This is a genomic window from Pseudomonas mandelii (assembly GCF_900106065.1).
Taxonomy (GTDB): Bacteria; Pseudomonadota; Gammaproteobacteria; order Pseudomonadales; family Pseudomonadaceae; genus Aquipseudomonas; species Aquipseudomonas mandelii.
In genome coordinates this window covers 3,224,772-3,249,926 of sequence record NZ_LT629796.1, presented here as the reverse complement: position 1 = coordinate 3,249,926, position 25,155 = coordinate 3,224,772, and the positions used below count along the sequence as shown (strand labels likewise).

25 protein-coding genes and 1 pseudogene are annotated in these 25,155 nt (G+C 59.8%); 11 read left to right on the top strand and 15 right to left on the bottom strand.

Translation table 11 applies throughout. The features are described 5' to 3' along the window. Positions 1-264 precede the first annotated feature (264 nt). Positions 265-1,503 carry an MFS transporter gene (locus tag BLU63_RS14890; protein ID WP_083375710.1) on the top strand — a complete coding sequence of 413 codons (1,239 nt, stop codon included), beginning with the start codon at positions 265-267 and terminating at the stop codon, positions 1,501-1,503. On the opposite strand, the gene BLU63_RS14885 is transcribed toward BLU63_RS14890, so the two are convergent. The 5 genes from BLU63_RS14885 to BLU63_RS14865 form a co-directional block, all read right to left on the bottom strand. Next, complete coding sequence (locus BLU63_RS14885) at positions 1,500-3,701, bottom strand: xanthine dehydrogenase family protein molybdopterin-binding subunit (RefSeq protein ID WP_077749412.1); 2,202 nt, start codon at positions 3,699-3,701, stop codon at positions 1,500-1,502. The two genes, BLU63_RS14890 and BLU63_RS14885, sit on opposite strands and share 4 nt — an antisense overlap. Next, positions 3,698-4,687: an FAD binding domain-containing protein gene (locus BLU63_RS14880; protein ID WP_077749413.1), complete on the bottom strand. Its 990-nt coding sequence runs from the start codon at positions 4,685-4,687 to the stop codon at positions 3,698-3,700. The genes BLU63_RS14885 and BLU63_RS14880 overlap by 4 nt, the downstream gene beginning before the upstream one ends. Continuing rightward, positions 4,684-5,214, bottom strand: a complete 531-nt coding sequence (locus BLU63_RS14875) for a (2Fe-2S)-binding protein (RefSeq protein WP_077749414.1) — start codon at positions 5,212-5,214, stop codon at positions 4,684-4,686. Before BLU63_RS14875 ends, BLU63_RS14880 begins: the two co-directional genes overlap by 4 nt. Before the next feature lie 182 nt (positions 5,215-5,396). Then, the gene (locus BLU63_RS14870; protein WP_077749415.1) at positions 5,397-5,948 is read right to left on the bottom strand and encodes a DJ-1 family glyoxalase III; all 552 of its coding nucleotides are present in this window, start codon (positions 5,946-5,948) and stop codon (positions 5,397-5,399) included. Between the two features lie 67 nt (positions 5,949-6,015). Beyond that, entirely contained in the window at positions 6,016-6,474 is a 459-nt protein-coding gene (locus tag BLU63_RS14865) for a DUF4879 domain-containing protein (protein ID WP_083375709.1), read from the bottom strand. 215 nt (positions 6,475-6,689) lie between these two features. Between BLU63_RS14865 and BLU63_RS14860 the strand changes: the two genes are divergently transcribed. Together BLU63_RS14860 and trmA are read left to right on the top strand one after the other, a co-directional pair. Next, positions 6,690-7,985, top strand: coding sequence for an NCS2 family permease (locus BLU63_RS14860; RefSeq protein ID WP_010467459.1), 1,296 nt, complete (start codon positions 6,690-6,692; stop codon positions 7,983-7,985). Further along, entirely contained in the window at positions 7,982-9,061 is a 1,080-nt protein-coding gene (gene trmA / locus BLU63_RS14855; RefSeq protein ID WP_010467457.1) for a tRNA (uridine(54)-C5)-methyltransferase TrmA, read from the top strand. The genes BLU63_RS14860 and trmA overlap by 4 nt, the downstream gene beginning before the upstream one ends. A 54-nt stretch (positions 9,062-9,115) precedes the next feature. On the opposite strand, the gene BLU63_RS14850 is transcribed toward trmA, so the two are convergent. The 3 genes from BLU63_RS14850 to BLU63_RS14840 all read right to left on the bottom strand — a co-directional run bounded on the left by BLU63_RS14850 (position 9,116) and on the right by BLU63_RS14840 (position 10,405). Then, a complete protein-coding gene (locus BLU63_RS14850; protein WP_083375708.1) occupies positions 9,116-9,562 on the bottom strand; it encodes a DUF2442 domain-containing protein in 447 nt (148 codons plus the stop codon). Next, complete coding sequence (locus BLU63_RS14845) at positions 9,559-9,987, bottom strand: DUF4160 domain-containing protein (RefSeq protein WP_077749418.1); 429 nt, start codon at positions 9,985-9,987, stop codon at positions 9,559-9,561. Before BLU63_RS14845 ends, BLU63_RS14850 begins: the two co-directional genes overlap by 4 nt. Positions 9,988-10,198: 211 nt before the next feature. Beyond that, the gene (locus BLU63_RS14840; protein WP_083375707.1) at positions 10,199-10,405 is read right to left on the bottom strand and encodes a tautomerase family protein; all 207 of its coding nucleotides are present in this window, start codon (positions 10,403-10,405) and stop codon (positions 10,199-10,201) included. A gap of 114 nt (positions 10,406-10,519) precedes the next feature. On the opposite strand from BLU63_RS14840, the gene BLU63_RS14835 reads away from it, so the two are divergent. The 3 genes from BLU63_RS14835 to BLU63_RS14825 all read left to right on the top strand — a co-directional run bounded on the left by BLU63_RS14835 (position 10,520) and on the right by BLU63_RS14825 (position 12,872). Next, positions 10,520-11,431, top strand: a complete 912-nt coding sequence (locus tag BLU63_RS14835; protein ID WP_010467449.1) for a LysR family transcriptional regulator — start codon at positions 10,520-10,522, stop codon at positions 11,429-11,431. Positions 11,432-11,571: 140 nt separating this feature from the next. Next, a complete protein-coding gene (gene aroQ, locus BLU63_RS14830) occupies positions 11,572-12,012 on the top strand; it encodes a type II 3-dehydroquinate dehydratase (protein ID WP_077749419.1) in 441 nt (146 codons plus the stop codon). 5 nt (positions 12,013-12,017) lie between these two features. Continuing rightward, positions 12,018-12,872 carry a shikimate dehydrogenase gene (locus BLU63_RS14825; protein WP_083375706.1) on the top strand — a complete coding sequence of 285 codons (855 nt, stop codon included), beginning with the start codon at positions 12,018-12,020 and terminating at the stop codon, positions 12,870-12,872. A 71-nt stretch (positions 12,873-12,943) separates the two neighbouring features. On the opposite strand, the gene BLU63_RS14820 is transcribed toward BLU63_RS14825, so the two are convergent. Further along, positions 12,944-13,621: a TetR/AcrR family transcriptional regulator gene (locus BLU63_RS14820; protein WP_042932539.1), complete on the bottom strand. Its 678-nt coding sequence runs from the start codon at positions 13,619-13,621 to the stop codon at positions 12,944-12,946. Between the two features lie 102 nt (positions 13,622-13,723). Continuing rightward, positions 13,724-15,625 carry a 3-dehydroshikimate dehydratase QuiC gene (gene quiC / locus BLU63_RS14815; RefSeq protein WP_083375705.1) on the bottom strand — a complete coding sequence of 634 codons (1,902 nt, stop codon included), beginning with the start codon at positions 15,623-15,625 and terminating at the stop codon, positions 13,724-13,726. Positions 15,626-16,011: 386 nt separating this feature from the next. On the opposite strand from quiC, the gene BLU63_RS14810 reads away from it, so the two are divergent. Continuing rightward, positions 16,012-17,313, top strand: coding sequence for an MFS transporter (locus tag BLU63_RS14810; protein WP_010467439.1), 1,302 nt, complete (start codon positions 16,012-16,014; stop codon positions 17,311-17,313). 49 nt (positions 17,314-17,362) lie between these two features. Here the strand turns inward: BLU63_RS14810 and BLU63_RS14805 are convergent, their stop codons facing one another. Both BLU63_RS14805 and BLU63_RS14800 read right to left on the bottom strand, forming a co-directional pair. Further along, the gene (locus BLU63_RS14805) at positions 17,363-18,241 is read right to left on the bottom strand and encodes a DMT family transporter (protein WP_010467437.1); all 879 of its coding nucleotides are present in this window, start codon (positions 18,239-18,241) and stop codon (positions 17,363-17,365) included. Positions 18,242-18,468: 227 nt separating this feature from the next. Then, entirely contained in the window at positions 18,469-19,245 is a 777-nt protein-coding gene (locus BLU63_RS14800; protein WP_083375704.1) for an IclR family transcriptional regulator, read from the bottom strand. Between the two features lie 253 nt (positions 19,246-19,498). On the opposite strand from BLU63_RS14800, the gene ypfJ reads away from it, so the two are divergent. Both ypfJ and BLU63_RS14790 read left to right on the top strand, forming a co-directional pair. After that, positions 19,499-20,392: a KPN_02809 family neutral zinc metallopeptidase gene (ypfJ, locus tag BLU63_RS14795; RefSeq protein WP_077749423.1), complete on the top strand. Its 894-nt coding sequence runs from the start codon at positions 19,499-19,501 to the stop codon at positions 20,390-20,392. Then, complete coding sequence (locus tag BLU63_RS14790; protein WP_083375703.1) at positions 20,393-21,352, top strand: alpha/beta fold hydrolase; 960 nt, start codon at positions 20,393-20,395, stop codon at positions 21,350-21,352. 98 nt (positions 21,353-21,450) lie between these two features. Here BLU63_RS14790 and BLU63_RS14785 read toward each other — a convergent pair whose 3' ends face one another. The 3 genes from BLU63_RS14785 to BLU63_RS14775 all read right to left on the bottom strand — a co-directional run bounded on the left by BLU63_RS14785 (position 21,451) and on the right by BLU63_RS14775 (position 23,583). Beyond that, the gene (locus tag BLU63_RS14785; RefSeq protein WP_010467429.1) at positions 21,451-22,044 is read right to left on the bottom strand and encodes an HAD family hydrolase; all 594 of its coding nucleotides are present in this window, start codon (positions 22,042-22,044) and stop codon (positions 21,451-21,453) included. After that, entirely contained in the window at positions 22,041-22,910 is an 870-nt protein-coding gene (tesB, locus tag BLU63_RS14780; protein WP_083375702.1) for an acyl-CoA thioesterase II, read from the bottom strand. Before tesB ends, BLU63_RS14785 begins: the two co-directional genes overlap by 4 nt. Before the next feature lie 103 nt (positions 22,911-23,013). Beyond that, positions 23,014-23,583 (bottom strand): GNAT family N-acetyltransferase, encoded by a 570-nt coding sequence (locus BLU63_RS14775; protein WP_010467427.1) that lies wholly within the window; start codon positions 23,581-23,583, stop codon positions 23,014-23,016. Positions 23,584-23,656: 73 nt separating this feature from the next. Between BLU63_RS14775 and BLU63_RS14770 the strand changes: the two are divergent. Together BLU63_RS14770 and BLU63_RS14765 are read left to right on the top strand one after the other, a co-directional pair. After that, positions 23,657-24,061: pseudogene (locus tag BLU63_RS14770) on the top strand (histone deacetylase); the annotation flags it as partial. Positions 24,062-24,371: 310 nt separating this feature from the next. Further along, complete coding sequence (locus BLU63_RS14765; RefSeq protein ID WP_032861804.1) at positions 24,372-25,136, top strand: HpcH/HpaI aldolase family protein; 765 nt, start codon at positions 24,372-24,374, stop codon at positions 25,134-25,136. The last annotated feature ends 19 nt before the right edge of the window (positions 25,137-25,155 follow it).

Genomic DNA, 25,155 nt, shown 5'->3' with positions numbered 1-25,155 from the left:
TTTTGCCGCGTGACAGGTTGCCTCATAGCTCTACTCATGAACTGAAACACATTACCGGTGAGAGCGAGCCGGCTCGCGAAGCAGTGTGTCAGGCAGCAGAGGTGTCGGCTGATACTCCATCATCACGAGCAGGCTCGCTCCCAAAGGGGAATGTCGGTGTTTTTGGAGATCGGTGTCTAGCTAACTAAATTTTCCAAGCCTGCAACTTCTGGTTACAGCTTGGTGATAATCTCGACCCTCACCTCGCTCAAGACCAGCTCTCAGATGCCCAGCCAAGCGCCCTTGTTGTTACGCCATCACCGCCCTTTTATCGCGTTCTGGCTGGCTCGGGTGTTTACCGCCAGCGGTTTTCAGATGCTCACCGTGGCCATCGGCTGGAATCTGTATCAACTGACCGGCAATGTGCTCGACCTGGGCCTGGTAGGGCTGGTGGAATTTGCTCCACGGGTTTTGTTCATGCTGCACACCGGGCACGTTGCGGACCGCTATGACCGGCGCAAGGTCGCGGCGATCTGCCAGTCTCTTCAAGCGTTGATTGCCCTGTCCCTGGCCATCGGCAGCGCAACCGACCATGTCACCCGGGAGATGATCTTCATCCTCGCCTTCCTGCTCGGCGCCGCACGCTCCTTCGAGATGCCGACCACCCAGGCCCTGCTGCCGAGCATCGTGCCCAGCGCGCTGTTCCCCCGCGCCGTCGCCGCCGCGCAGTCGGCTCAACAATCAGCCACCATCGTCGCCCCGGCCCTTGGCGGTTTGCTCTATGCCTTCGGCAGCGTCTGGGTGTATGGCCCGACCGTGATCCTCTACCTCATTGCCTGCTTGTTGATGCTCAACCTGCCCGCCCGGCAAACACCGTTGAACAAGGGCAAGGCGACGCTGGACTCATTGCTCGCAGGCATCCGCTTCATTCGCAGTCGGCCGGACATTCTCGGGGCGATTTCCCTGGACCTGTTTGCGGTATTGCTCGGCGGGGCAACGGCACTGCTGCCGGTGTTCGCCAAAGACATCTTGTTGACTGGCCCCTGGGGCCTGGGTCTGTTGCGCTCAGCCCCGGCCGTCGGTGCGCTGCTGATGTCGCTGTACCTGGCGCGATTTGCCGTGGAGCGCCAAGTCGGGCGGGTAATGTTCACGGCCGTCGGCGTGTTCGGCGTCGCGACCATCGCGTTCGGCCTCTCGACTTCGTTCTGGTTTTCCCTGGCCGTGCTGGTGGTGTTGGGCGCAGCGGACATGATCAGCATGGTGATCCGCGCCTCCTTCGTGCAACTGGAAACCCCGGACGAAATGCGCGGCCGGGTCAGCGCCGTGAACGGTTTGTTCATCGGTGCTTCGAACCAGTTGGGCGAGTTCGAATCCGGCCTCACCGCCCATTGGTTCGGCACCGTGCCGGCGGTGGTCATGGGCGGTATCGGCACGCTGGTGGTGACGGGGGCGTGGATCAAATTGTTCCCGACCCTGGCCAACCGCGACCGTATGCATGTGCCAATCGAAGAAGCCAAGGCCTAGAGCAGTTTGTCCAGGGTGATGGGGAAATCCCTCACCCGTTTGCCAGTCGCGTGATAGATCGCATTGGCTACCGCTGCCGCCACGCCGACGATGCCGATCTCGCCCACGCCCTTGGAACCCAGGGCATTGACGATCTCGTCGTGTTCTTCGACAAACAGCACGTCAATGTCGCCGATATCAGCGTTTACCGGAATGTGGTATTCGGCCAGGCTGTGATTCATGTGACGACCCAGCGCATGGTCGGTCTGCGTCTCCTCGTGCAAGGCCATGCCGATGCCCCACACCACGCCACCGAGAATCTGGCTGCGGGCCATTTTCGGATTGACCACTCGACCCGCCGCAATCGCGCTGACCACCCGGTTCACCTTCACCGTGCCCAAGTCCTCATCCACCAGCACTTCGACGAACACCGCTGAATGGGTGGCGGTGGCGTAGGCTTCGCGCTTCTTGTCAGGCTCGGCATCAACCTGAACCTCGAGGGTGTCTTCGCCGCAGTCCCGGGCCAGGTCGGCCAGTTTTACCCGCGCATCGCCAAATGTCAGATATCCGTCTTCAAAAGCCGCTTGTTCCGAGGTCACACCACTGAACGCGGGTGAGGTTTGCCGCGCAACGGCGAGCAGCTTTTCCTTTAAGGCTTCGCAAGCCTGCTGAACGGCCGTGCCGACCGACGACACCGTGAACGATCCGCCCTGCAATGGCGCGGTTGGCAATGAAGAGTCGCCAAGGACAAAAGTGACATCCTCTACCGAAACGCCTGACGCCTGCGCGGCAATTTGCGTCATGACCGTGTAGGTGCCCGTGCCGATATCGGTGGTGGCGCTACTGACGATCAGCTTGCCGTTGTGATCAAGCGAAGCCTTGGCGCTGGCCTTCTGCTGCATCGCTTCCCAAACACCGCCGGCCATGCCCCAGCCCACTAACTGTCGACCCTGACGCATGCTGCGCGGTTCGGGATCGCGCTGATCCCAGCCAAAGCGTTTGGCACCTTGGGCGTAACATTCGCGCAAGGCTTTGCTGGAGTACGGTTTGTCTTCGTTCTGATTGCGCTCGGAATAATTGATCAACCGCAGCTGCACCGGATCGATGGCCAACGCACAGGCCAGTTCGTCCATCGCACATTCAAGGCCAATCAACCCCAGCGCCGCGCCTGGCGCTCGCATGTCGAGGGGCGTGAACACGTCCAGTGGCACAAGTTTGTAGGTCAACTGCACGTTGTCGCAGTGATAGAGCATGCCGCTCCACTCCACCACGTGCTCGGTGAAATCCTCGAAACGCGAGGTCTGGCCGATGGCGGTATGAGCCACCGCCAACAAGCGTCCATTGGCCGCAGCGCCCAATTGCAAACGTTGTAAAGTCCGCGGACGGTAGCCGAAGGTGAACATCTGCTGCCGAGTCAATGTCACTCGCACCGAACGCTTGAGGTGCAGCGCGGCCATCACGGCCAGCGCCAACTGGTACTGCGGACGCAGGCCAGAGCCAAACGCACCGCCGACATACGCGGCGAAAATTCTGACCTGCTCTTTCTCAAGCCCGAACACCTTTTGCACGTATGACTGACAGTTCTGCGGACCCTGAGTCTTGTCATGGATATGCAGACTGCCATCGGCCTGATAAAGCACTGTGCTGGCGTGCGGTTCCATCGGGTTGTGGTGTTCGATCGGCGTGCTGTAGTTCAGATCCAGACTCAGGGCGGCACCGGCAAATTCGGCCTGGAAGTTCCCACGAGGTTCAGGCAGCTTGGCGGGTGCCGGTTTGGCTTCGCCTTGCAGGCTCAACAGATCGGTCTGATGAGACTCGGTGTCGTATTCAATCTTTACCAGCGAACCGGCATAACGCGCCAACTCAAGGTTATCCGCAACGACGAGCGCCAGCGGCTGGCCGCTGTACAGGACCTTATCGTTGTACAACGGACGAAACGGCGATCCCTCAGCCGAGTCGGCGTCTTCGTAATCCTTGTCATAACTGGCGATTGTCGGACGCTGGAGGTGATCGATCACCGCGACAACACCGGGCAATGCCAGCGCCTCGGAGGCGTCAATGCTCAGCACGCGACCGCAGGCGATAGAACTTGAGACAACGCTGCCGTGGAGCAGACCCTCCTCAGGAAACTCACCGGCGTAGCGGGCCTGGCCGGTAACTTTGAGAGGACCGTCGACCCGGTCCAGTGGTTGGCCCATGGGTAAGGTAACTGTGTTCATCGGGCTTGCCCTCCTCGCGCGGCATCGCTCAAGGCGCGAACAATTGCCTCTCGCGCCAGTTTGACCTTAAAGGCGTTATGTTCGAGCGGTTCGGCCTTTTGCAGGAGCATGTCGGCAGCGGCGCAGAAGGTTTCATGGTTGGCCGCCCTACCCTCCAGCCATTGCTCGACGGCATTGTCACGCCACGGTTTGTGCGCCACGCCACCGAGGACCAAACGCGCTTCGCGAATGGCCGGCCCGGACAAGTCCAGCGCTGCGGCGACCGACACCAGGGCGAAGGCGTAAGAGGCGCGATCGCGAATCTTCAAATAATGGCTGTACTCGGCAAAACCGGCGGCGGGCAACTCGACCGCGGTAATGAGTTCATCGTCGGCCAGTTGGTTATCGCGCTCAGGGGCATCGCCCGGCAATCGGTGGAAGTCGGCAAACGCAATGGTTCTGGCACCGTCGCGCCCCTGGACGTGGACGATTGCCTCCAACGCCGCCAACGCCACACACATGTCGGAAGGATGGGTGGCGACACAGTGCGAACTGGCGCCGAGGATCGCGTGAATCCGGTTGAGACCGTCCCGTGCAGGGCAACCACTGCCGGGCTCCCGCTTATTGCACGGCACGCTGGCGTCGTAGAAGTAATAGCAGCGAGTGCGTTGCAGAAGATTGCCGCCGGTGCTGGCCATGTTGCGCAATTGCGGCGAAGCACCTGCCAGGATCGCCTGGGATAACAGCGGGTAACGCTGCTCAATCAGCGGATGCCAGGCCAGATCGGCATTGCTGACCAAGGCGCCAATCATCACGCCGCCGCTGGCCGTTTCCTTGACCTCGCGTAGTGGCAAACCGGTGATATCGATCAAATGTTCGGGGCGAGTGAGGTTCTCTTTCATCAAATCCAGCAGATTCGTACCGCCGGCGATGAAGCGCGACGCCGGACTGGCGAGGTGCACGGCGTCCTGCACCGAATCGGGTTTGCTGTAGTGGAAAGGATTCATTGACCACCTCCTTGCCCAGGCTGGCGGCAGGAGGGAAGTACCTCTTCGATGGCATCGCGAATATTGTTGTAGGCACCGCAACGGCAGAGGTTTCCGCTCATCAGCTCCTGAATGTCCGCGCGGGAGTGCGCCCGCCCTTCATTCGCCAGACCGACCGCCGAACAGATCTGCCCCGGCGTGCAATAGCCGCACTGAAAGGCATCGTGCTTGATGAAGGCTTGCTGCATGGGGTGCAACTCATCGCCGGTTGCCAGCCCTTCAATGGTGACCAGCTCTGCGCCGTCGCACATCACCGCCAGCGTCAGGCAGGCGTTCACCCGCTTGCCGTTGAGCAACACCGTGCAGGCGCCACACTGGCCGTGATCGCAACCTTTTTTGGTGCCGATCAGGTCCAATTGCTCGCGCAGCAGGTCCAAAAGCGTGGTCCAGGGCAAGACCTCCAGTTGACGCTCCTGACCGTTGAGGGTCAGGCGTAACGGGTGACGAACGAAGGACGGCTGCGCCGCTTCGGGGGTGGTCGCACTCATAAACACCTCACGGTTAGTCGTAATAAGCGGCGTTTTGGCAAACCGCCGTCATAAGGGGTACGACTTCGGGGTGGCGAGAGTGTTCAAGGAAACTGATGGGCGCGGAAAGACCAGTATTGGAGCGGGCGAAGTGTTCGTTTGGCTGTTACTAAAAGGTTCGCGCAACTTGAAACCACGAACAGTCAGACCACCAACTCAACCGCCACCGCAGCCCGAGCAGCTTTACCGCACAGTTGCTCCACCAGCGCCAGCGCAAACGGCAGCGCCGCCCCCGATCCCTGGGCAGTGATGCAGTTGCCGTCGACCACCACGGGCTGGTCGACAAAATTGCAGCCCGACAATCGATGGCTGGCCGATGGCAGGCAGGTCATGCGCCGCTGACGCAAGACGCCAAAGGCTTGCAACGCCAGCGCCGGGGACTCACCAATGCCGGCGAACAGGCGCCCGGCGGCGGCCTGGTCCTTGATCAACTGTTGCAGGGGTTGATGCGCGGCGAGGTGCTGGGAGCCCACCTCGCCTCCAGGCAATACGAGAAGGTCGAACGGCTGGGCCAGCAAGTCCACCAGCATTGCATCGGCGGTCAGGCGGGTACCGCGGGCACAAGTGATCATGCGTCGCCCCTCGATGCTCGCCGCCACCACTTCAACCTTGGCGCGGCGCAGTACATCGATCAGGGTGACGGTTTGCAGGTCGTCGATGCCCTCGGCGAGGGTAATCAAAGCTCTAAAGGTCATGGGCGCGGTCCACAGAATGATCTTTAAAGCGTAGTCAGCTTTCCTGACCCTTGTTCGAACGCAGCCGTTACTTGATGTAAAGCTGTGTCGACATCGTGTTGCGGGGCGCGTTGATGGACGTGTTGCTGAAGGTGAAGATGCCGTCCTGCTTGCCCTTCAGATCGAAGATGTACAGATAGCCGACGGTTGTTTCTCCGGATGCGCACTCCTTCAGGTTGCCGGTTTGATAGGCACACACCGCCGTCCGGGTGCCGTCTACGTTAAAACCATCCAGCGCGACGTGCGGACTAAGGCTGCCATATCCAATTTCCAGAACGTAGACCTTGATGTCCGGACCACTGTGGTCGCAGCTCGTCTGCTCCTGTTTCTCGACAATGTTTTCAAGACCACAGCCCGGCGATTGGACCTTGATCACTTTCACCTGGCTCAACGGAGCCGCCATCGCCGCCGAAGCAGTTTGCGCCCCCAGCCATAACGCCATCGCGACGCCCACCATCGCAATCCCACGCTTTTTAATGCACTTCATAACGCCCCCCCAAAACCAGCGCGCAGTATGGCTCACTTCGCTTTACGGCAAAACATCGACGACGATCGCAGCCATAAGCAGCCATAGCCCCACGCTGCTGGTATGATGCGCGGCTTTTTCCGGCCCACAGAAAATTACCAGGCGCTATCAGCGGTCTGTGCTTTGCTGTTGAGGTCGATACATTCACGGCGCCCGGCGCGCCACGGGGAGCAGACATGCTGGAAAGGCTGTTTCAACTCAAGGCACACAACACCAACGTGCGGACCGAGATTCTGGCGGGCGTCACGACCTTCTTGGCCATGGCCTACATTCTGTTCGTCAACCCGAGCATCCTCGGCGAGACCGGCATGGACAAGGGCGCGGTGTTTGTCGCGACCTGCCTGGCAGCAGCCATCGGCTCCACAGTGATGGGCCTGATCGCCAACTACCCGATCGCACTCGCGCCGGGCATGGGCCTGAACGCCTTCTTTACCTACACCGTAGTCCTGCACATGGGCCACACCTGGCAAGTGGCGCTGGGGGCGGTGTTCATCTCGGCGGTGCTGTTCTTCCTGCTGTCGATCTTCCGCATCCGCGAATGGATCATCAACAGCATCCCGCTGCCGCTGCGCTCAGCGATTGCCGCCGGTATCGGCCTGTTCCTGGCGCTGATCGCCCTGCATAACGCCGGCATCGTGGTCAGCAACCCGGCGACCATGGTCGGCCTCGGTGATTTGAAGCAACCCGCTCCGATCCTCGCGACCCTCGGTTTTGCCCTGATCGTTGCCCTCGAAGCGCTCGCCGTGCGCGGTGCGGTGCTGATCGGCATCCTGGTCGTGACCATCGCGTCCATCGCATTGGGCTTCACGCCGTTCGGCGGCGTGATGTCGATGCCGCCGTCTCTGGCGCCGACCTTCCTGCAACTGGACATCAAAGGTGCGCTCGACATCGGCCTGGTCAGCGTGATTTTCGCTTTCCTGTTCGTCGACCTGTTCGATAACTCCGGCACCCTCATCGGCGTCGCCAAGCGCGCCGGCCTGATGGGCAAGGACGGCCACATGCCGAAAATGGGCCGCGCCCTGATCGCCGACAGCACCGCGGCCATGGCCGGTTCGCTGCTGGGCACCTCGACCACCACCAGCTACATCGAATCCGCCGCTGGCGTGAGTGCCGGTGGCCGTACCGGCCTCACGGCCGTCGTGGTGGCGATCCTGTTCCTGCTGGCGCTGTTCTTCTCGCCGTTGGCCGCCAGCGTTCCGGCGTTCGCCACCGCACCGGCGCTGCTGTTCGTCGCCGTGTTGATGACATCCGGCCTGGCCGAAATAGACTGGGATGACATCACCGTCGCCGCACCGGTCGTGGTCACTACGCTGGCCATGCCGTTTACGTACTCCATCGCCAACGGCATCGCCTTCGGTTTCATCTCTTGGACCGCGATCAAGTTGCTGTCCGGCCGCGGCCGTGAGCTGAACCCGGCGCTGGTGATTCTTTCGATTCTGTTTGTGATCAAGTTGGGTTGGTTCAACGCATGACTTTTGATTCCCAGGCCTACGCCGTTCAGCTCGAAGAAAAGGTCACGCGCCTGCGCGATCTGCTGGCCCCGTTCGATGCACCGGAACCTGCGGTGTTTGACTCGCCGCTGAAAAATTTCCGCCTGCGTGCCGAATTCCGCCTGTGGCGCGAAGGCGGCGATCGGCATTACGCGATGTTTTCCCAGGAAGACAAACGCACGCCGATCCTGATCGAAGCGTTCCCGATCGCCAGCCTGCGCATCAATGAACTGATGCCGCAGCTCAAGGCGGCCTGGAAGGCAAGTGCGGCGCTGAGCCACAAGCTGTTTCAGGTGGAGTTTCTGACCACCCTGGCTGGCGATGCGATGATCACCCTGTGCTATCACCGTCCACTGGATGAACACTGGCACGCGGCGGCGTCAAAACTGGCCACCGACCTGAACGTCAGCGTTATCGGTCGTTCGAAAGGCAAACGCGAAGTGATTGGCCATGATTACGTGGTCGAGAAACTCGACGTCGGTGGCCGCACGTTCAGCTACCGCCAGCCCGAAGGTGCATTCACCCAGCCCAACGGCACCGTGAACCAGAAGATGCTCAACTGGGCTTACGACGCCCTCGGCGATCGCCCTGACGATTTGCTGGAGCTGTATTGCGGCAACGGCAACTTCACCCTGCCGCTGGCGACCCGTGTGCGCAAAGTGCTGGCCACGGAAATCAGCAAGACTTCGGTCAACGCCGCACTGAGCAACCTCAGCGAAAACGCTGTGGATAACGTCACCCTGGTGCGGTTGTCCGCAGAAGAGCTGACCGAAGCCCTGAATGAAGTTCGCCCGTTCCGTCGCCTGCAGGGGATCGACCTGAAGAGCTACGAATTCGGTAGCGTCTTCGTCGACCCGCCTCGCGCCGGCATGGACCCGGACACCTGCGAACTGACCCGGCGCTTCGACAACATCCTCTACATCTCCTGCAACCCGGAAACCCTGGCCGCCAACATCGCCCAGTTGCACGATACCCATCGCATCACCCAGTGCGCGATGTTCGACCAGTTTCCGTGGACACATCACATGGAATCCGGGGTGTTGCTGACCCGTCGTTAAAGGTCAGTCGCTTAGACAAATCAGCCGTCATCACGACGGCTTTTTTGTGGGTGCTCAATCGGTGACATCTGTCTTGCGCGGACGCCCGCCTTTTCGGCCATTGGCCCGCGCGGCCTCGGCTTTGGCGGCGCTGCTTTGGCGACCATTGCGCGAGGCGATGACCGAGGCTGCCATGTCCATCAACGGCTTGCTCGCCGAAATCATCCCAGCGATGGACACGTGCAGATCCTTGCCTTCATGGCACAGGGCGGTTCCGGAAAAGCCGACTTTGAGGTTTGCGAAATCCTCGACGTCAAAATCATCAAATTCCGGATAGTGCTGCACGGGCAGCAGCACGCCACTGCCATCAATGAAACTGACCGCCAGACAAGGCTCCACAAACCTCACCGAAGTCGCCTGCAATCCGCTCTTCTGGCGCACTTGCCCGCGCTGGATGGCTTCATCCAGCACGACCTCGGTGACAGGCCGATCGACCAGCATGCCTGCCTGTATCGTTTTCATAGTTGGATCTCCACACCCTCAGGAGCGCCGATCAGCGCCAACAGGGTCTTGTTCGTCTCGGGTTCATAGCAAGCCGAGCCAATCATCCAGGTCGTATTCGCAATCCTTTTTATCACCACGACTTCGCTGGCCTGCCAGTCCCAAATCTGATGATCAAGACAGACCGTGTGCAACTCGCCCCACCAGATGGCACGGGCGCGGCGCAAGTGGGCGGGTTGGCCGAGTGCGTGACGCAATCCTTCCAGCACGGCCACTGGCGGCCGATTTGAATGAGGAACCACATCCCACAGCTCGACACTGTTGTGCCAAAAGCAGAATTTGAAGCGTGCGCTCCAGCTTCCGGCGTCCACATGTGCGTGAGGCGGACAGTGCTCATCACGCAACATGATCACCATTGAAAACCCTTTGTAGCTGAATAACCGCATACCAACCCATCCGTTAGGTTAAGGAATCCGAAGACCCGACATTCCCTGGAAAACCGACAATTGGCGCGACGCCAAATCGCCTTTACGCCTCTGAGACTAGCGCCAAGCCTCGCCTTGGACCGGTGGATAACGGCGCAAAATAGTAAGCAATCCTTTCGCCGCGCCCACAAAAAAGCCGTCACGAGGACGGCTCTGCGGGCGTGTAACACCCTCATTCCGGCAGGTTTTTTCGATACTCGGTGGTGGTCATGCCGGCATAACCCCAGTTATCGGTGTCGACTTCTTCGATCACGATGTGGGTCAATTTCGGATCCTTGCCGAGGACTCGCTCCAAGGTGTCGGTAATCTCGGCGATGACTTGGGCTTTCTGCTCCCGGGTGACGCCGTCACGGGTAATACGCACGCTGACGAAAGGCATGATGCTGCTCCTGGCCGGTTATCAAGGAAGACGCCGTCAAGTAAAGCACCGCCGGGCCGATTTCATCTACAGTGGCGAAATCCAGTCCCTCATTGACCCCCGGTGTCATCCATCATGCAGCGAGTATTCGACGATCTTCAGCTGGGCAGCATCGAACTGTTTTGCCTCGCCGCCGAGGCCGGCAGCTTTACGGCGGCCGCGTTGGTGGCGGGTGTCACACCGGCCGCCGTGAGTCGATCGGTGTCGCGCATGGAAGAACGTCTGGGCGTGCGGCTGTTTGCGCGCACCACCCGCAGCGTCAAGCTGACCGACAGCGGTCGGCGCTATTACGAGGAATGTCGTCAGGCCCTGGCGCAGTTGGTGGAGGCTCAGCGCGAGGTCATGGGCCAGCAACAGCAACCGTCCGGGACACTGCGCATCAGTATTCCCACGACGTATGCGCACCATCGGATCTTGCCGTTGTTGCCGGCATTCCGGGCGCGTTTTCCAGACGTGAAAGTCGAATCGCACATCAGCAATCGCAACATCGATTTTGTCGGCGAAGGCTATGACATGGCGATCCGCGTGCGGGCGATTCCGGATTCCGGGCTCATCGCCCGGCACCTTGAGGACGCCGCCCTGGTGATGATTGCCAGCCCCGATTACCTGAAGCGCGCGGGCACCCCGCAAAGCCTGGACGACCTTGCGCAGCACGAATGCATTCAATACGAATTGCCCAGCAGCGGTCGGCGCATTGCCTGGCTGTTCAACGACGACGGCGTCCCGCGTGAGATTCTTGCCGAGGGCAGCCTCAGTTGTTCTGACGACGTACTCGGCGGCGTGACCCTGGCCAAACACGGGGCGGGGCTTTTTCAAACCTACCGCTTCATCGTTGAAAACGAACTGGCCGATGGCTCATTGGTGGAAGTGCTCAAGCCTTATGGCGGACGCTCGCGCCCCTTCACCCTGCTCTATCCACAGACCCGTCATATGCCGCTTAGACTGCGGGCATTTATCGATTTCCTGGTCGAGCATCTGCCGCGATAAGTCGTGCGAATGTCCGATCACCGCACACAAAACCTCAATGAAACCGCTCTTCAATTGACCGAACTAACCAGCTAGTACAATTTATCTCCACAGGCTGATCACCCCAGCCCATTCCAAAAATAATATGTGGAGAGACTTCGATGTCCCCTATCGTTCTGGTCCTCAACGGCCCGAATCTGAACCTGCTCGGCACCCGCGAACCGGCGACTTATGGTCACGAAACCCTGGCCGATATCTCTGCCCTGTGCGGGCGCGCCGCCGAAGAATTCGGCTTGGCAGTGGAGTTTCGCCAAACCAACCATGAAGGCGAATTGCTCGACTGGATTCACGCGGCCCGTGGCCGTTGCGCCGGGATTGTCATCAACCCGGCGGCCTGGACGCACACGTCAGTCGCGATCCGCGATGCCTTGGTCGCCAGCGAATTGCCGGTGGTCGAAGTTCACCTGTCCAACGTTCACGCCCGCGAACCCTTCCGGCATCACTCCTTCGTTTCCGCCATTGCCACAGCGGTGATGGCCGGTTTCGGCAGCCATGGTTATCGCCTGGCGCTGGATTACTTCAGTCAACGTTTGAAGGGGTAAGCGCCGTGACTCAGAACAACGCGGTACTGGCCGGGCTGATCGGCGCCGGCATCCAGGCTTCCCGTACTCCGGCACTGCACGAGCATGAAGGTGATGCCCAGGGTTTGCGTTATCTGTATCGCTTGATCGACCTCGATCAGTTGAAACTCGACAGCAGCGCCCTGCCCGATCTGTTGATGGCCGCCGAACGCATGAACTTCACCGGCCTGAATATCACCTTCCCGTGCAAGCAGGCGATCATCCCGTTGCTCGACGAATTGTCGCCGGAAGCTCGCGGCATCGGGGCGGTGAACACGGTCGTGCTGAAGGACGGCAAGCGCATCGGCCACAACACCGATTGCCTCGGTTTTGCCGAGGGTTTTCGCCGGGGCTTGAAGGACGTTGCCCGCGAGCGTGTGGTCCAGATGGGCGCTGGCGGGGCCGGAGCGGCAGTGGCCCACGCGCTGTTGAGCGAAGGCGTACAGCTGCTGAGTATTTTCGATGTGGAGATCAGCCGTGCGCAGTCCTTGGCGGACAATCTCAATCAACACTTCGGCGCTGGCCGGGCCGTGGCGGGGCATGATTTGCCGAGCACGCTGGGACAGGCGGATGGGTTAGTGAACACCACGCCCATGGGCATGAAGAAACTACCGGGCATGCCGGTGCCCGTGGAGTTGCTTCGGGCTGAGTTGTGGGTGGCGGAGATTGTTTATTTTCCGCTGGAAACCGAGTTGCTACGCAATGCCCGCGCCTTGGGTTGCCGAACGCTGGATGGCGGCAACATGGCGGTGTTTCAGGCGGTGAAGGCGTTTGAGTTGTTCAGTGGCGTGGTGCCGGATGCGCAGCGGATGTTGGCGCATTTTCAGAGCATGAATGGCTAAGGTTGAAAGTATGAGGGCTGCATCGCAGCCCAACGGGGCGATGCGGCGTTCCGACGCCCCCTCGCCACAGGTCAGGCCTGCAGGTATCGCAAAACCGACTCGCAGATCATTTCCCGATGACGCTGCTTGATGCTTTCGTCCGGCAAGTCGATCTGAAAAATCTCACCGAAGGTATGGCGGTTGGACACGCGATAAAAGCAAAACGAGCTGATCAGCAGATGCACATCCAGCGGCTCAAGCCCTGAACGGAACACGCCCTCTTCAGCCCCGCGACGCAAAATCACGCCCAGGGAATCGAGGATGGTGTTGTTCATCGCCTTGATCGCATCAGAACGCTTCACGTACTCAGCGTTGTGAATGTTCTCGATGCTGACGATGCGCACGAAATCGACGTTGCGGTCATGGTGGTCGAAGGTGAATTCCACCAGTCGCCGAATCGCCTCCACCGGCGCCAGTTCGGCCAGGTGCAGATGGTTTTCCGTGTTACGGATGTCGCCGTAGAGTTTCTCCAGCACCTCGACGTACAGCTGTTCCTTACTGCCGAAGTAGTAATAAATCATGCGTTTTGAGGTGTGGATGCGCTCGGCGATGGCATCGACGCGAGCACCGGAAAGCCCTTGCTGGACGAATTCGACAATCGCCTCTTGAAGGATGTTCTCGCGGGTCTTTTCCGGGTTGTTCTTGCGACTCTTGCGCGGCCCGGCAATCGGTTCGGCGGGCACTGCGGAGAGTTCTGAAGTTATCGTCATTGCGGGCTCACGGCCATCACTGCACAGGCTGGCGATTATGGGCCGCGCCGCACAGTGAAGGAAGCCGCGCGGCAGCGGTTTGTCGCCGTGTTTACGATTTTCCTACAACTTTGCCGGACGTACCGCACCACTTCGGGATTTGGCCATGGCCGCCAGGCGTACCGCCACATTGGCCGCACCGTAACCGGCGTAGCCATTTTTGCGCTGGATGATTTCAAAGAAGAACCGCCCTTCGAACGGCTCCGTGTACACATGGAACAGCTCGCCGCCCTGGGCATCGCGGTCATAAAGAACGTTGAAATACGCCAGTTCACTGAGGAATTCGTCGTCGAAATCGAACCGTGCAGCGAGGTCATCGTAATAGTTGAGCGGAATATCCAGCAGCGGCACGCCCGCCTCTTTGGCACGACTGACTTCGGCAAAGATGTCATCGCAATCAAACGCGATGTGATGCACGCCGGAGCCGCGATAACTCGACAGCGCGTGTGAGATCGCGGTGTTGCGGTTTTCGGAAATGTTCAGCGGCAGGCGAATCGAACTGTCACGACTGCGCAACGCTCGACTTTTCACCAAACCGTAAGGATCGGGCAGCACCACTTCGTCATCGGCTTCGAAATCCAGCAGGCTCTTATAGAACAGCACCCAACTGTCGAGACTGTCGGCCGGCAATGCCATCGCCATGTGGTCGATGCGTTTGAGGCCACCACTGGCCACGGCAGCCGGTTGCAGATGGAAATCAGTGCCGTAGACATCGGCGTCCTGATCCACCAGATAAATCAGGCTGCCATCCGGTGCGCGCACGGCAGCGAGTTCAAGTTCATTGGGGCCGACCAGTCCGCGATACGGTTGCCCCTTGTAAGCCACGGCCCGAGCGAGCGCACTGGCGCTGTCCTTGACCCGCACGGCGGTGGCGCACAGCGACGGACCGTGCGCTTCGAAAAAACTGTGGGCAAACGAGTAAGGCTCGGAATTGAGGATCAGGTTGATGTCACCTTGACGCAGCAGGCTCACGCTCTTGGAGCGATGTTGCCCGGCCTTGACGAAACCCAGTCGCTCCAGCCAGTGGGAAAGCTTGGCGCCAAGGCTTTCGTCCACAGCGAATTCGAGAAACTCGATGCCGTTGTATTCGCTGGCCTTGGGCGTCTCGAACAGAATGTCGAGGCTGACCGCCGGTGTCGTTTCCTGGGCCAGACGATGACGGGTTTTCTCCTCCAGATACAGCAACGAACGCAAACCGTCGGCGGCATTGGCCCGAGGCGGTGCGGCACGGAAACCGTCGTTGAAGATTTCCAGCGACAGCGGCCCGGTGTACCCACTCTTGATGATCGGAGCCAGGAAGCCCGACAAATCGAATTCGCCCTGACCCGGGAAGCAGCGGAAATGCCGGCTCCACTCGAGAACGTCCATCGCCAGAATCGGTGCGTCGGCCATTTGTACGAAGAAGATTTTATCGCCAGGGATCTCGGCGATCGCACTCGGATCACCCTTGAGCGACAGCGTGTGAAAGCTGTCCAGCAGCACACCGAGGCTTGGGTGATCGGCCTGACGGACGATGTTCCACACCTGTTGCCAGGTGTTCACATGCCGGCCCCAGGCCAGCGCTTCGTAGCCGATCCGCAACCCGCGTGCGCCGGCGCGTTCGGCCAGCAGGCGCAAGTCGTCGATGAGGATATTTTCATCACCGATGGAATCGGCGGACGCGTTGCTGCACACCAGCACCAGGTCGGTGCCCAGTTCCTGCATCAGGTCGAACTTGCGCTCGGCCCGTTCCAGATTGCGATGCAAACGGTCGCGGCGGCAGCCTTCAAAGTCCCGAAAGGGTTGAAACAGTGTGATCGCGATCCCGAGATCGGCGCACATCTGCTTGATTTCCCGCGGGCTGCCGTCGTAGTAGAGAAGGTCGTTTTCGAAGATCTCCACCCCGTCGAACCCGGCGGCGGCAATGGCTTCGAGTTTTTCCGGCAGGGTACCGCTCAAGGAAACGGTGGCAATGGAACGCTGCATATTTCGGCTCCCGATGGTGGAGACAATCTTATTAAAGGCGTCGCACCCTTTTTGCAGGAGCGAAGCTTGCTCGCGAAGGCGATCTTGAGGACGCCATCGCCGGCAAGCCTGGCTCCTACAGGGATCGCGTTTCTCTCGGGGGAATTATTGGCTTGGCAGTCGAACACAGCAATTTAAAGTGTACTACCCAGTTAGTTTTGCGTGCGATTATCGAACACAATGGCCCTTGGCGAATTGACGATTTTTCGTCCACTGCCCAACATCGACGACACATTGAGCCCGGTCACACACATCGGTCTCGATGACCAAAGACTCAGAACACCACATAAAAATAATCGGTGGCCTACATGACTCCTTCTCAAAGCTCTCCCGTGGAGCGTTCCTCCATGACTCCTGCCAGCGGCGGTATCGGCGACAAGATTCGCGGCGCCATGGCGGTCGGCAAGACCCGTTGGGGCATGCTGGCACTGGTGTTTTTTGCCACCACGCTCAACTACATCGACCGCGCTGCACTGGGCGTCATGCAGCCTATCCTCGCCAAGGAAATGAGCTGGACGGCGATGGACTACGCCAACATCAACTTCTGGTTCCAGGTCGGCTACGCCATCGGTTTCGTGCTGCAAGGCCGGTTGATCGATCGGGTCGGCGTGAAGCGCGTGTTCTTCTGCGCAGTGTTGCTCTGGAGCCTGGCGACCGGCGCCCACGGCCTGGCCACGTCGGCGGTCGGCTTCATGGTCTGCCGGTTCATCCTCGGTTTGACCGAAGCCGCCAACTACCCGGCTTGCGTGAAAACCACGCGCTTGTGGTTCCCGGCCGGCGAGCGCGCCGTGGCCACCGGCATCTTCAACGCCGGCACCAACGTCGGCGCAATGTTCACGCCGATGCTGCTGCCGCTGATCCTGCACGTGTGGGGCTGGCAAGCCGCGTTCCTGTGCATGGCGTCACTGGGCGGGATCTGGTTGCTGTTCTGGGGTTTGAAGTACTTCAACCCGGAAGACCATCCGAGCGTCAAACAATCGGAACTGGACTACATCCAGAAGGAAGTCGAGCCGGAGCAGACCCGTGTACCGTTCTCGAAAATCCTGCGCATGCGTGGCACCTGGGCCTTCGCCCTCGCCTACTCCATCACCGCACCGGTGTTCTGGTTCTACCTGTACTGGCTGCCGCCGTTTCTCAATCAGCAATACAACCTGGGGATCAACGTGACCCAGATGGGTATCCCGCTGATCATCATCTACCTGACTGCAGACTTCGGCAGCGTCGGCGGCGGGATCCTGTCCTCGCTCCTGATCGGCCGCGGCATGAATCCGATCAAGGCGCGCCTGTTGTCCATGTTCCTGTTCGCCTGCTGCATCGTCGGCGTAATCATGGCGGCGGGTTCGAGCAGTCTGTGGGTCGCGGTGTTCGCCATCTCTCTGGCCATCGGTGCGCACCAGGCCTGGACCGCCAACATCTGGAGCCTGGTGATGGACTACACGCCTAAACACATGATGAGTACGGTATTTGGCTTCGGCGGCATGTGCGCAGCCATCGGCGGTATGTTCATGACTCAGTTGGTCGGCCACATCCTGACGGTCACCAACAACAACTACACCGTGCTGTTCACCCTGATTCCGGCGATGTACTTCATTGCCCTGACCTGGATGTACTTCATGGCACCGCGCAAGATTCCTACTGTCACCGAGTAAAGTTCCCTCCCTTGGCAGGCCTGGTTCCAGGCCTGCCTGTTTGATTTTCCTACCGACGACTCTGTTGCCACGCCGCCGCCAACCCGCTGCAGCAAATCACCGCGATCCCGATCACCGTGGTCAGGGTCGGTGTGTGGGAGAACAGCAGCCAGCCCAGCAAACCGGCAAAGACGATCTGGCAGTAACCGAACGGCGCCAACAACGCGGGCGCGGCGTGGCGGAAGGCCTGAGTCAGAAACAAATGCGCGGTCATCCCGCAGGTCCCCAGCGCCACCATCATGAAACCATGCCCCAGTGTCGGCACTTGCCAGAAGAACGGCACCAGCGCGCTCATCACCAGGGTGTTGCACAAGCCGGCGAAGAAGTTGCTGGTGGTCGGGCTGTCGATGTTGCTGAGCTTGCGAGTGAGCAACTGATAAAAGCAGAAAAACAGCGCTGAACAGAGCGGCAGCAACACCGCCGGCGTGAACAGATCGCCACCGGGGTGGACGATGATCAATACGCCGACAAACCCGCAAATCACCGCGATCCATTGGCCACGTGTCACGCGCTCCCCCAACAGCGGCACCGAGAGCGCAGTCACCAGAACCGGCGCAAGAAAGTTGACCGCCGTCGCTTCAGCCAACGGGATGTACTGCAGGCCGGTGGTAAAAAACAAACTGGTGCCCAACAGGCACAACGCCCTCACCAATTGCAGCATCGGTCGTTTGGTCCGTAGGACGCGCAACCCGGACTGCGGCAGAAAAATCCCGGCCATCAACAAGGTGTGCACCACATAACGAGCCCAGACCACCATCACGATCGGATAGAAGCCCGAGAGGTATTTCGAAAAAGCGTCATGGCTGGAAAACAGGAAAGTGGCGACGACAATCAGCAAAATCCCTTTGAAGGGCTGGTTAACGCCGGAGAGCGGAGTGCTGGCGGTCATGGGTTTCCCTTGAGAAGTGCAACGTGTCTCGGGCGGCGAGTTCCAATAATTTAGAACCTGGTTCCAGATTCCAACACAAGCTTCAGCCGAAAGTGTTCGAATACCGCACAGTTTCACGATCAATAAAAATCAACCGTGGGAGTGAGCCTGCTCGCGATGGCGGACTGACATTCAACATTTGAGCTATTTGAAAGTTCACTTTCGCGAGCAGGCTCGCTCCCCATAAATTAGCTGAACAACTCCGACGCCAGACTCGCCGCCGCCAATTCCTCGGTATACCTCAACAACAGCGGCGCCAATTCATGCAACCGCGCCCCCGGCATCCGCGCACTCGGTCCGGCGATGCTCAGCACACCGATCACACGACCCTCGCTCGGGTGCCGCACCACCGCCGCGATCGCCGAGGTGCCCACCGCCGAGCTTTCCTCGACCCAGGCATAGCCCTGTTCCCGCGCCAGACGCAGACGTTCGAGCAGTTCAATGTTGGAACGCGGAGCATTCGGCCCGAGGTCTTTTGGCTGCTCGCCGCCCTGGCGCTCAACCAGCGACAACGCTTCGGCATCGGTCATGCACGCCAGCCACGCATGGCCCGACGCGGTATAAAACAACGGCGCATCGCGACCCATTTCCGGGTCGTAGCGCAGGCCGGAACGGGCCCCCTGGGACTTGGCAATCCAGATCTGCCGCTCGCCTTCAATCACCCCCAGACGCACCAACTCCCCGGTGTCCTGGGCCAGGCGATCCAGCACTGGCTGAACGATATCGGCGCCGCTGCCCGACAAGTAACGAAATCCCATCGCCACCAGTTTGGTGGACAAGTGATACCGCAGGTTCTCCGGATTCTGCCGCACATAACCCAACCTGATCAGCTCCGCGAGCAGGCGGTGAGTCGCGCTTTTCGGGATGTCCAGTTGCTCCGCGAGCATCTGCATCGGCAGACCGCGAGGGTCACTGGTGAGGCTTTCGAGCACATTGAAGACACGTTCGATCTGACTGCCGGCCATGGGAGGTTCCACCTACAATTTGCCTGATTCTAGAAGATGAACCCTGTAATGCGAAATCTGGAACCCGATGCTCAACAGACCCGCGGGTCGCCCGTTCGATAAAAATCCGCGCCCTGACGGAATTCGATGGGTGATCCATGTTCCTACAGTCAGCGATTCTTCCGGCCAGTGAACGAAATGCCGGACAGCCGGACTGGCGCCGCCCCCCCACACCAGCAACACTCATCACCACGGACAATCAGAGGATTCCCACATGCTATGGAAAAAAGGCCGACGCAGCGACAACGTGGTCGACGCCCGTGGTGATGATGCCGGCAGCGGTGGCGGTGGGATGCGTTTTGGTGGCGGCAAAGGCCTGAGCCTGACCGCGATCATCCTGATTGTGGGGATCGGCTGGCTCACCGGCCAGGACCCGATGCAAATCCTCGGGCAACTGACCGGACAAATGACCGAGCAATCGGCACCGGCCACCAACCAAAGCCGCAAGGCGCCGCCGGCCAACGATGAAGGGGCCGAATTCGTGCGCTCGATCCTCGGCGATACCGAAGACACCTGGGGCCAGATTTTCCAGCAGGCCGGTCGGCAGTATAAAAACCCGACGCTGGTGCTGTTCAGCAACCGGGTTAATTCGGCCTGTGGTCTGGCGACATCGGCGACCGGACCGTTCTATTGCCCGGCCGACCAGAAGGTCTACCTGGACATGGCTTTTTTCCAGGAAATGTCGCAACGCTTTTCCGCGGCCGGTGACTTCGCCCAGGCCTACGTGATCGCTCATGAAGTCGGACACCACGTTCAGACATTGCTCGGCGTTTCCGCGAAAATTCAGACAGCTCGCCAGCAAGGCCGGCAGATGGAAGGTGATGGCGGCTTGTTGGTGCGTCAGGAGTTGCAGGCCGATTGCCTGGCCGGTGTCTGGGCCAACAATGCGCAGCAGCGTCTGAACTGGCTGGAACCGGGTGACATCGAAGAAGCCTTGAACGCGGCCAACGCCATCGGCGATGACCGTTTGCAACAACAGGGGCAGGGTCGGGTGGTACCGGACTCGTTTACCCATGGCACATCAGCGCAAAGGGTGCGCTGGTTCAAAACCGGATTTGCGCAAGGCCAGGTGGGCCAGTGCGATACCTTTGCGGCGAAAAACCTTTAAATGAATAAGTGGTTGTTGATGTTGTTGTTCACCTGCGCGAGCACCCAGGCTGCGGAGCATGGCGTCAAAGAGCTCAGCCCCGGGCGGTTGTTGTTGAAAGAAGGTGAGATGGCGGTGAGCCTCGGCCCGGCGCCCGCGAAAATCGAACGCGTGCTGATCATCATCCATGGTCGTCTGCGCAACGCTGAAACCTATCGCCAGAGCGCCGAGCGCGCAGCGGAACTGGCCGGGCAAAGTGCAAGCACCCTGGTGATCGCGCCGCAATTCCTCAACGAAACCGACATCGCACTTCATCCTGTGGCAGACACGGTGTTGCGCTGGCAGGGCAATGACTGGATGGCAGGAGGTTTATCCACCGCTCCTTTTGCGCTGAGTTCCTTTGCAGCCCTCGATCAAATCATCGAGCGAGTCGGCGACCATCGACAGTTTCCGGACGTGAAGGAAATCATCCTCGCCGGCCACTCCGGTGGCGCTCAGGTGGTGCAGCGATATGCGTTGCTGGCCCGCGAGCAACCGGCCTTGACGGCCGCCGGCGTGAAGCTTCGCTACGTGGTCGCCAACCCTTCGTCCTATGCGTATTTCAATGAGCAGCGGCCAGTGGCGTTCAACCATGCGGCGTGCCCCGGTTTCAATCGCTGGAAATACGGGCTGACGGATTTACCGGTATATGCCAGTGGGCAAACGGCACCACAGATTGAAGGAAATTACGTCAAACGGGACGTGACTTATCTGCTCGGGCAGCAAGACACCGACCCGCAGCATCCGGCGCTGGACAAAAGTTGCGAGGCCGAAGCCCAAGGTGCTTATCGTCTGGTTCGCGGGAAGAATTTTTTCAATTACCTGCTGCGTCGTAATCCGAAAGGGGTGAATCAGCGGCTGGTTGAAGTGCCGGGGGTCGGGCATAACGGGGATGGGATGCTGACGTCACCGGAGGGGCAGAAGGTATTGTTTGGTCAGTGAGTTTGTATGGCCTGATCTGACGTCTTCGCTGGCAAGCCTCGCTCCTACAAGGGCAGCGCGCCCCACTGTAGGAGCGAGGCTTGCCAGCGAAGGGGCCCTCAAGCCGAAAGCATCTCCCGCAACACCGCACAATCCGCCGCATGCCAATCCGTCAGCTCCGGCCAAGGGTTATCCGGCAGATTCACCAACACCGTCCGCGCCCCCGCCGCTCGGCCGCAATCCAGATCAAAGCGGTAATCACCGACCATCACCATCTCGCTCGCCGGCACGTGCCAGGCCTCGGCCAGTTTCAATAAACCACCGGGATGCGGTTTAGGCGGCGCTTCATCACGCCCCAGCACATCCTCCACGGCAAAACAGTCAGCCAGGCCGATCGCCTCCAGGGTTACGTGCGCCAGCTCCCGAGCATTGCGCGTGAGAATGCCAAGACGATAACCGCGCCCGGCCAACTCCCGCACCAGCTCCACCGCACCCGGCGCCGGTTTCGAACCCAGCGCCAAGTCCCGTTCGTGCTCCAGCAGCCAAGCATGCTTGGCGGCCGCTTCATCGGCCGGCAGCGCCGCGAGGTGGGTCAGGATGTCGTCTTCGGCGGGAATCGCCAACGCCACGCGAATCGCCGCGAAGTCATGCACGGCCACCGTCAGGGTGCCGTCCATGTCGAACACCCAGTGCCGCACCTCGGCCAGGCTCATGCCCAATCCTTGCGGTGACGGATCAAGCCTTCCTGAGTCACCGAAGCCACCAGTTGCCCGGCACGATTGAACACGCTGCCACGGGTGAACCCGCGAGAATTGCCGGCCCAGGGGCTGTCCATCGCGTACAGCAACCAGTCATCGGCGCGCAGGTCCGCATGGAACCACAGCGAGTGATCGAGGCTGGCGACTTGCATGTCTTTCTGCCAGACCGATTTGCCATGGGGCTGCATCGAGGTGGTCAGCAGACCGAAGTCCGAGGCGTAGGCCAGCAGGTATTTGTGCAACGCCGGAGAGTCGGCCAAAGCACCGTCGGCGCGAAACCAGACGTACTTGACCGGATCGGACGGTTGCGGGTTGTAGGGATCTTTCTCGGTGATCGGTCGGAATTCGATCGGCTTGGGGCACAGAAATTTCTCGCGCATGTGCTCAGGGATCAGGTGCGCACGCTGCTGGGTGAGTTCCAGTTCCGAGGGCAGGTTTTCCGGGCCGACCACGGTCGGCATCTCGGCCTGATGCTCGAAGCCTTTTTCGTCGTACTGGAACGAGGCGCTGCAGGTAAAGATCGGGTTGCCTTTCTGGATCGCCGTCACCCGACGCGTGCTGAAACTGCCGCCATCACGCACCCGGTCAACCTGATACACCACAGGCAACGCGGAATCGCCCGGGCGCAGGAAATAACCGTGCATCGAATGCACATGGCGCGCTTCTTCGACTGTCTGACTGGCCGCCGACAACGACTGACCGATCACCTGACCGCCGAACAACTGACGAAAACCCAGGTCCTGACTGCGGCCACGAAACAGGTTTTCTTCGATCGGTTCCAGGGTCAGCAAATCGACCAGATCATCCAACACTTGGCTCATTCAGACTCTCCTCACACAAAGCTTGCCGCGCAGTCTTGGCTGCGGCGGTCGATTCAGTTTATGGCCAAGGCCCATGGCAGCCATTGTAAACGTCCGTGACTGCTTATCCATGCAAGGTTTGCAGCCATTGTTCACGGGAGATGCGATACAGCACATGGTGACGCAGGGGATGATCGGCCGCGAGCTTGGGATGGTCAAAGTCATCGGCTGAATCATGGTGCATGCCGATCGCCTGCATGACTTTTTCCGAAGGCAGGTTGTCTTTGGCGGTGAACGACACGACTTCTTGCAGCGCCAACCGATCAAAGCCGCAGCGCAGAGCGGTCCACGCCGCCTCACTGGCATAACCCAAGCCCCAATGCTCGCGCGCCAGGCGCCAGCCGATTTCGGTCGCCGGGGTGAACGGCGCATCGAAACCAACCACACCGAGGCCGGTGAAACCGATGAATGCCCCGGTGTCCTTGCGCTCCAGCGCCCAGAGACCAAAGCCATGTTCGGCAAAATGCCCGCGAATCCGTCCGATCAGCGACGCACTTTCCAGACGACTTAAAGGCGCCGGAAAATATCGCATCACCTGTGGATCGGCGCACATCGCCGCAAACTCCGGCAAATCCTCATCGCGCCACTGCCGCAACAGCAGTCGTGCGCTCTCGAGTTCCAGTATCGGCTCCATCTTTGCTCCCCTTTCCATGCCGCAAGTCTACAACGCTGGTAGGATCCTTCACTCATTCCTACCTGAATTCGTTATGCCGCTGCCGCTGATCTACCACGAAGACTACAGCCCCGAATTCCCGGCGGATCACCGCTTCCCCATGGACAAATTTCGCCTGCTGCGCGATCACTTGGTGGACAGCGGCCTGACCCGGGACGCCGACCTGCTGCGCCCGGAGCTCTGCCCCCCGGAGATTCTCGCCCTCGCCCATGACGCTGCCTATATCGAACGCTACATGAGCGGCGAGTTGTCCCGCGAAGACCAGCGGCGCCTCGGCCTGCCCTGGAGCGAAGCGCTGGCCCGACGCACCGTGCGGGCGGTCGGCGGATCGTTGCTTGCGGCAGAACAGGCGCTGGAACATGGGCTGGCCTGTCATTTGGCCGGAGGCACCCATCACGCGCATTACGACTATCCGGCGGGTTTCGGGCTTTATGCCGACCAAATTATGTAAACAAATCTTGTTAGACCGCGAAAATAAGGCCCTTGGAGAGTCAAGGTTTCTAAAAAGTGGAAATTAATACCCGAGATTCGACGAGGTGTTTACAAAACTCAGAAATCGCCCCAGCCCCCTCATATGCCATCGGGTGAATCGTGGCGGGAATCCGGGGTGAATCAGTGAACAGCATTACACCAAGAACGGGATTTTTATGAGGACCATCACGAATATCACGAATCGGCGACTAAAAATGTTTACTTATGATTGTGAATGATTATTATTAGCGCGCATCCACCCTGAAGGATATGCGTCAGTGATACGAACCTCTCCGGTGTTTTCCCGGTTACAAGCAGGGAACAACGTCTACGGCTTGCTCAATTCTCTACCTTCACCGATGCTCTGCGAAATGCTCGCGTTTGCGGGCTACGACTTCGTGATTCTCGATCTTGAGCACTTACTGCGCTCCGAAGAAGACATCATGCATTGTGTCCGCGCGTGTGAGGCCGCTGGCATTTCGCCTTGGCTGCGCATACCTCAAGTGGACGAAAAACTGATCGGTCGGGCACTGGATGCCGGCATCGAAGCCATTGTCCTTTCACGCACCGAAAGTGCTGCGCAAGTTCAGCGCGCCATCGAAGCGGCGTTCTTTCCCCCCTTGGGGAAACGCGGAATAACCGGCGGACGCATTACCGGTTTCGGTCGCCTGCCATTACCCGAATACATCGATCTGGCCAATCGTCAGACCCCTATTATTCCCATGATCGAAAGCCGCGCCGGGGTCGACGCTCTCGGCGAGATTCTGCAACTGCCGGGGGTCGGCATGATCATGGAAGGCGCTCTGGATCTGTCGCTCGATCTCGATCTGGGCCCCGACCCGCTCAATCCTCAAGTCTGGCAAACGCTGCAAAACATGGCCGATGCCTGCCTCAGCGCCGCAATACCTTTCTGCGCAAATCCCCGCACGGCCGAACAGAACACGCTGTGGCGCGCTCGCGGGATCCGAAGTTTTCTGGCCGGTGAAGACCGAGGCTTGCTGCATAACGCATTGAAAGCCCGCCTGCATTCTCTCCAACAGTAAAAATAAGCCAACGTAGTCC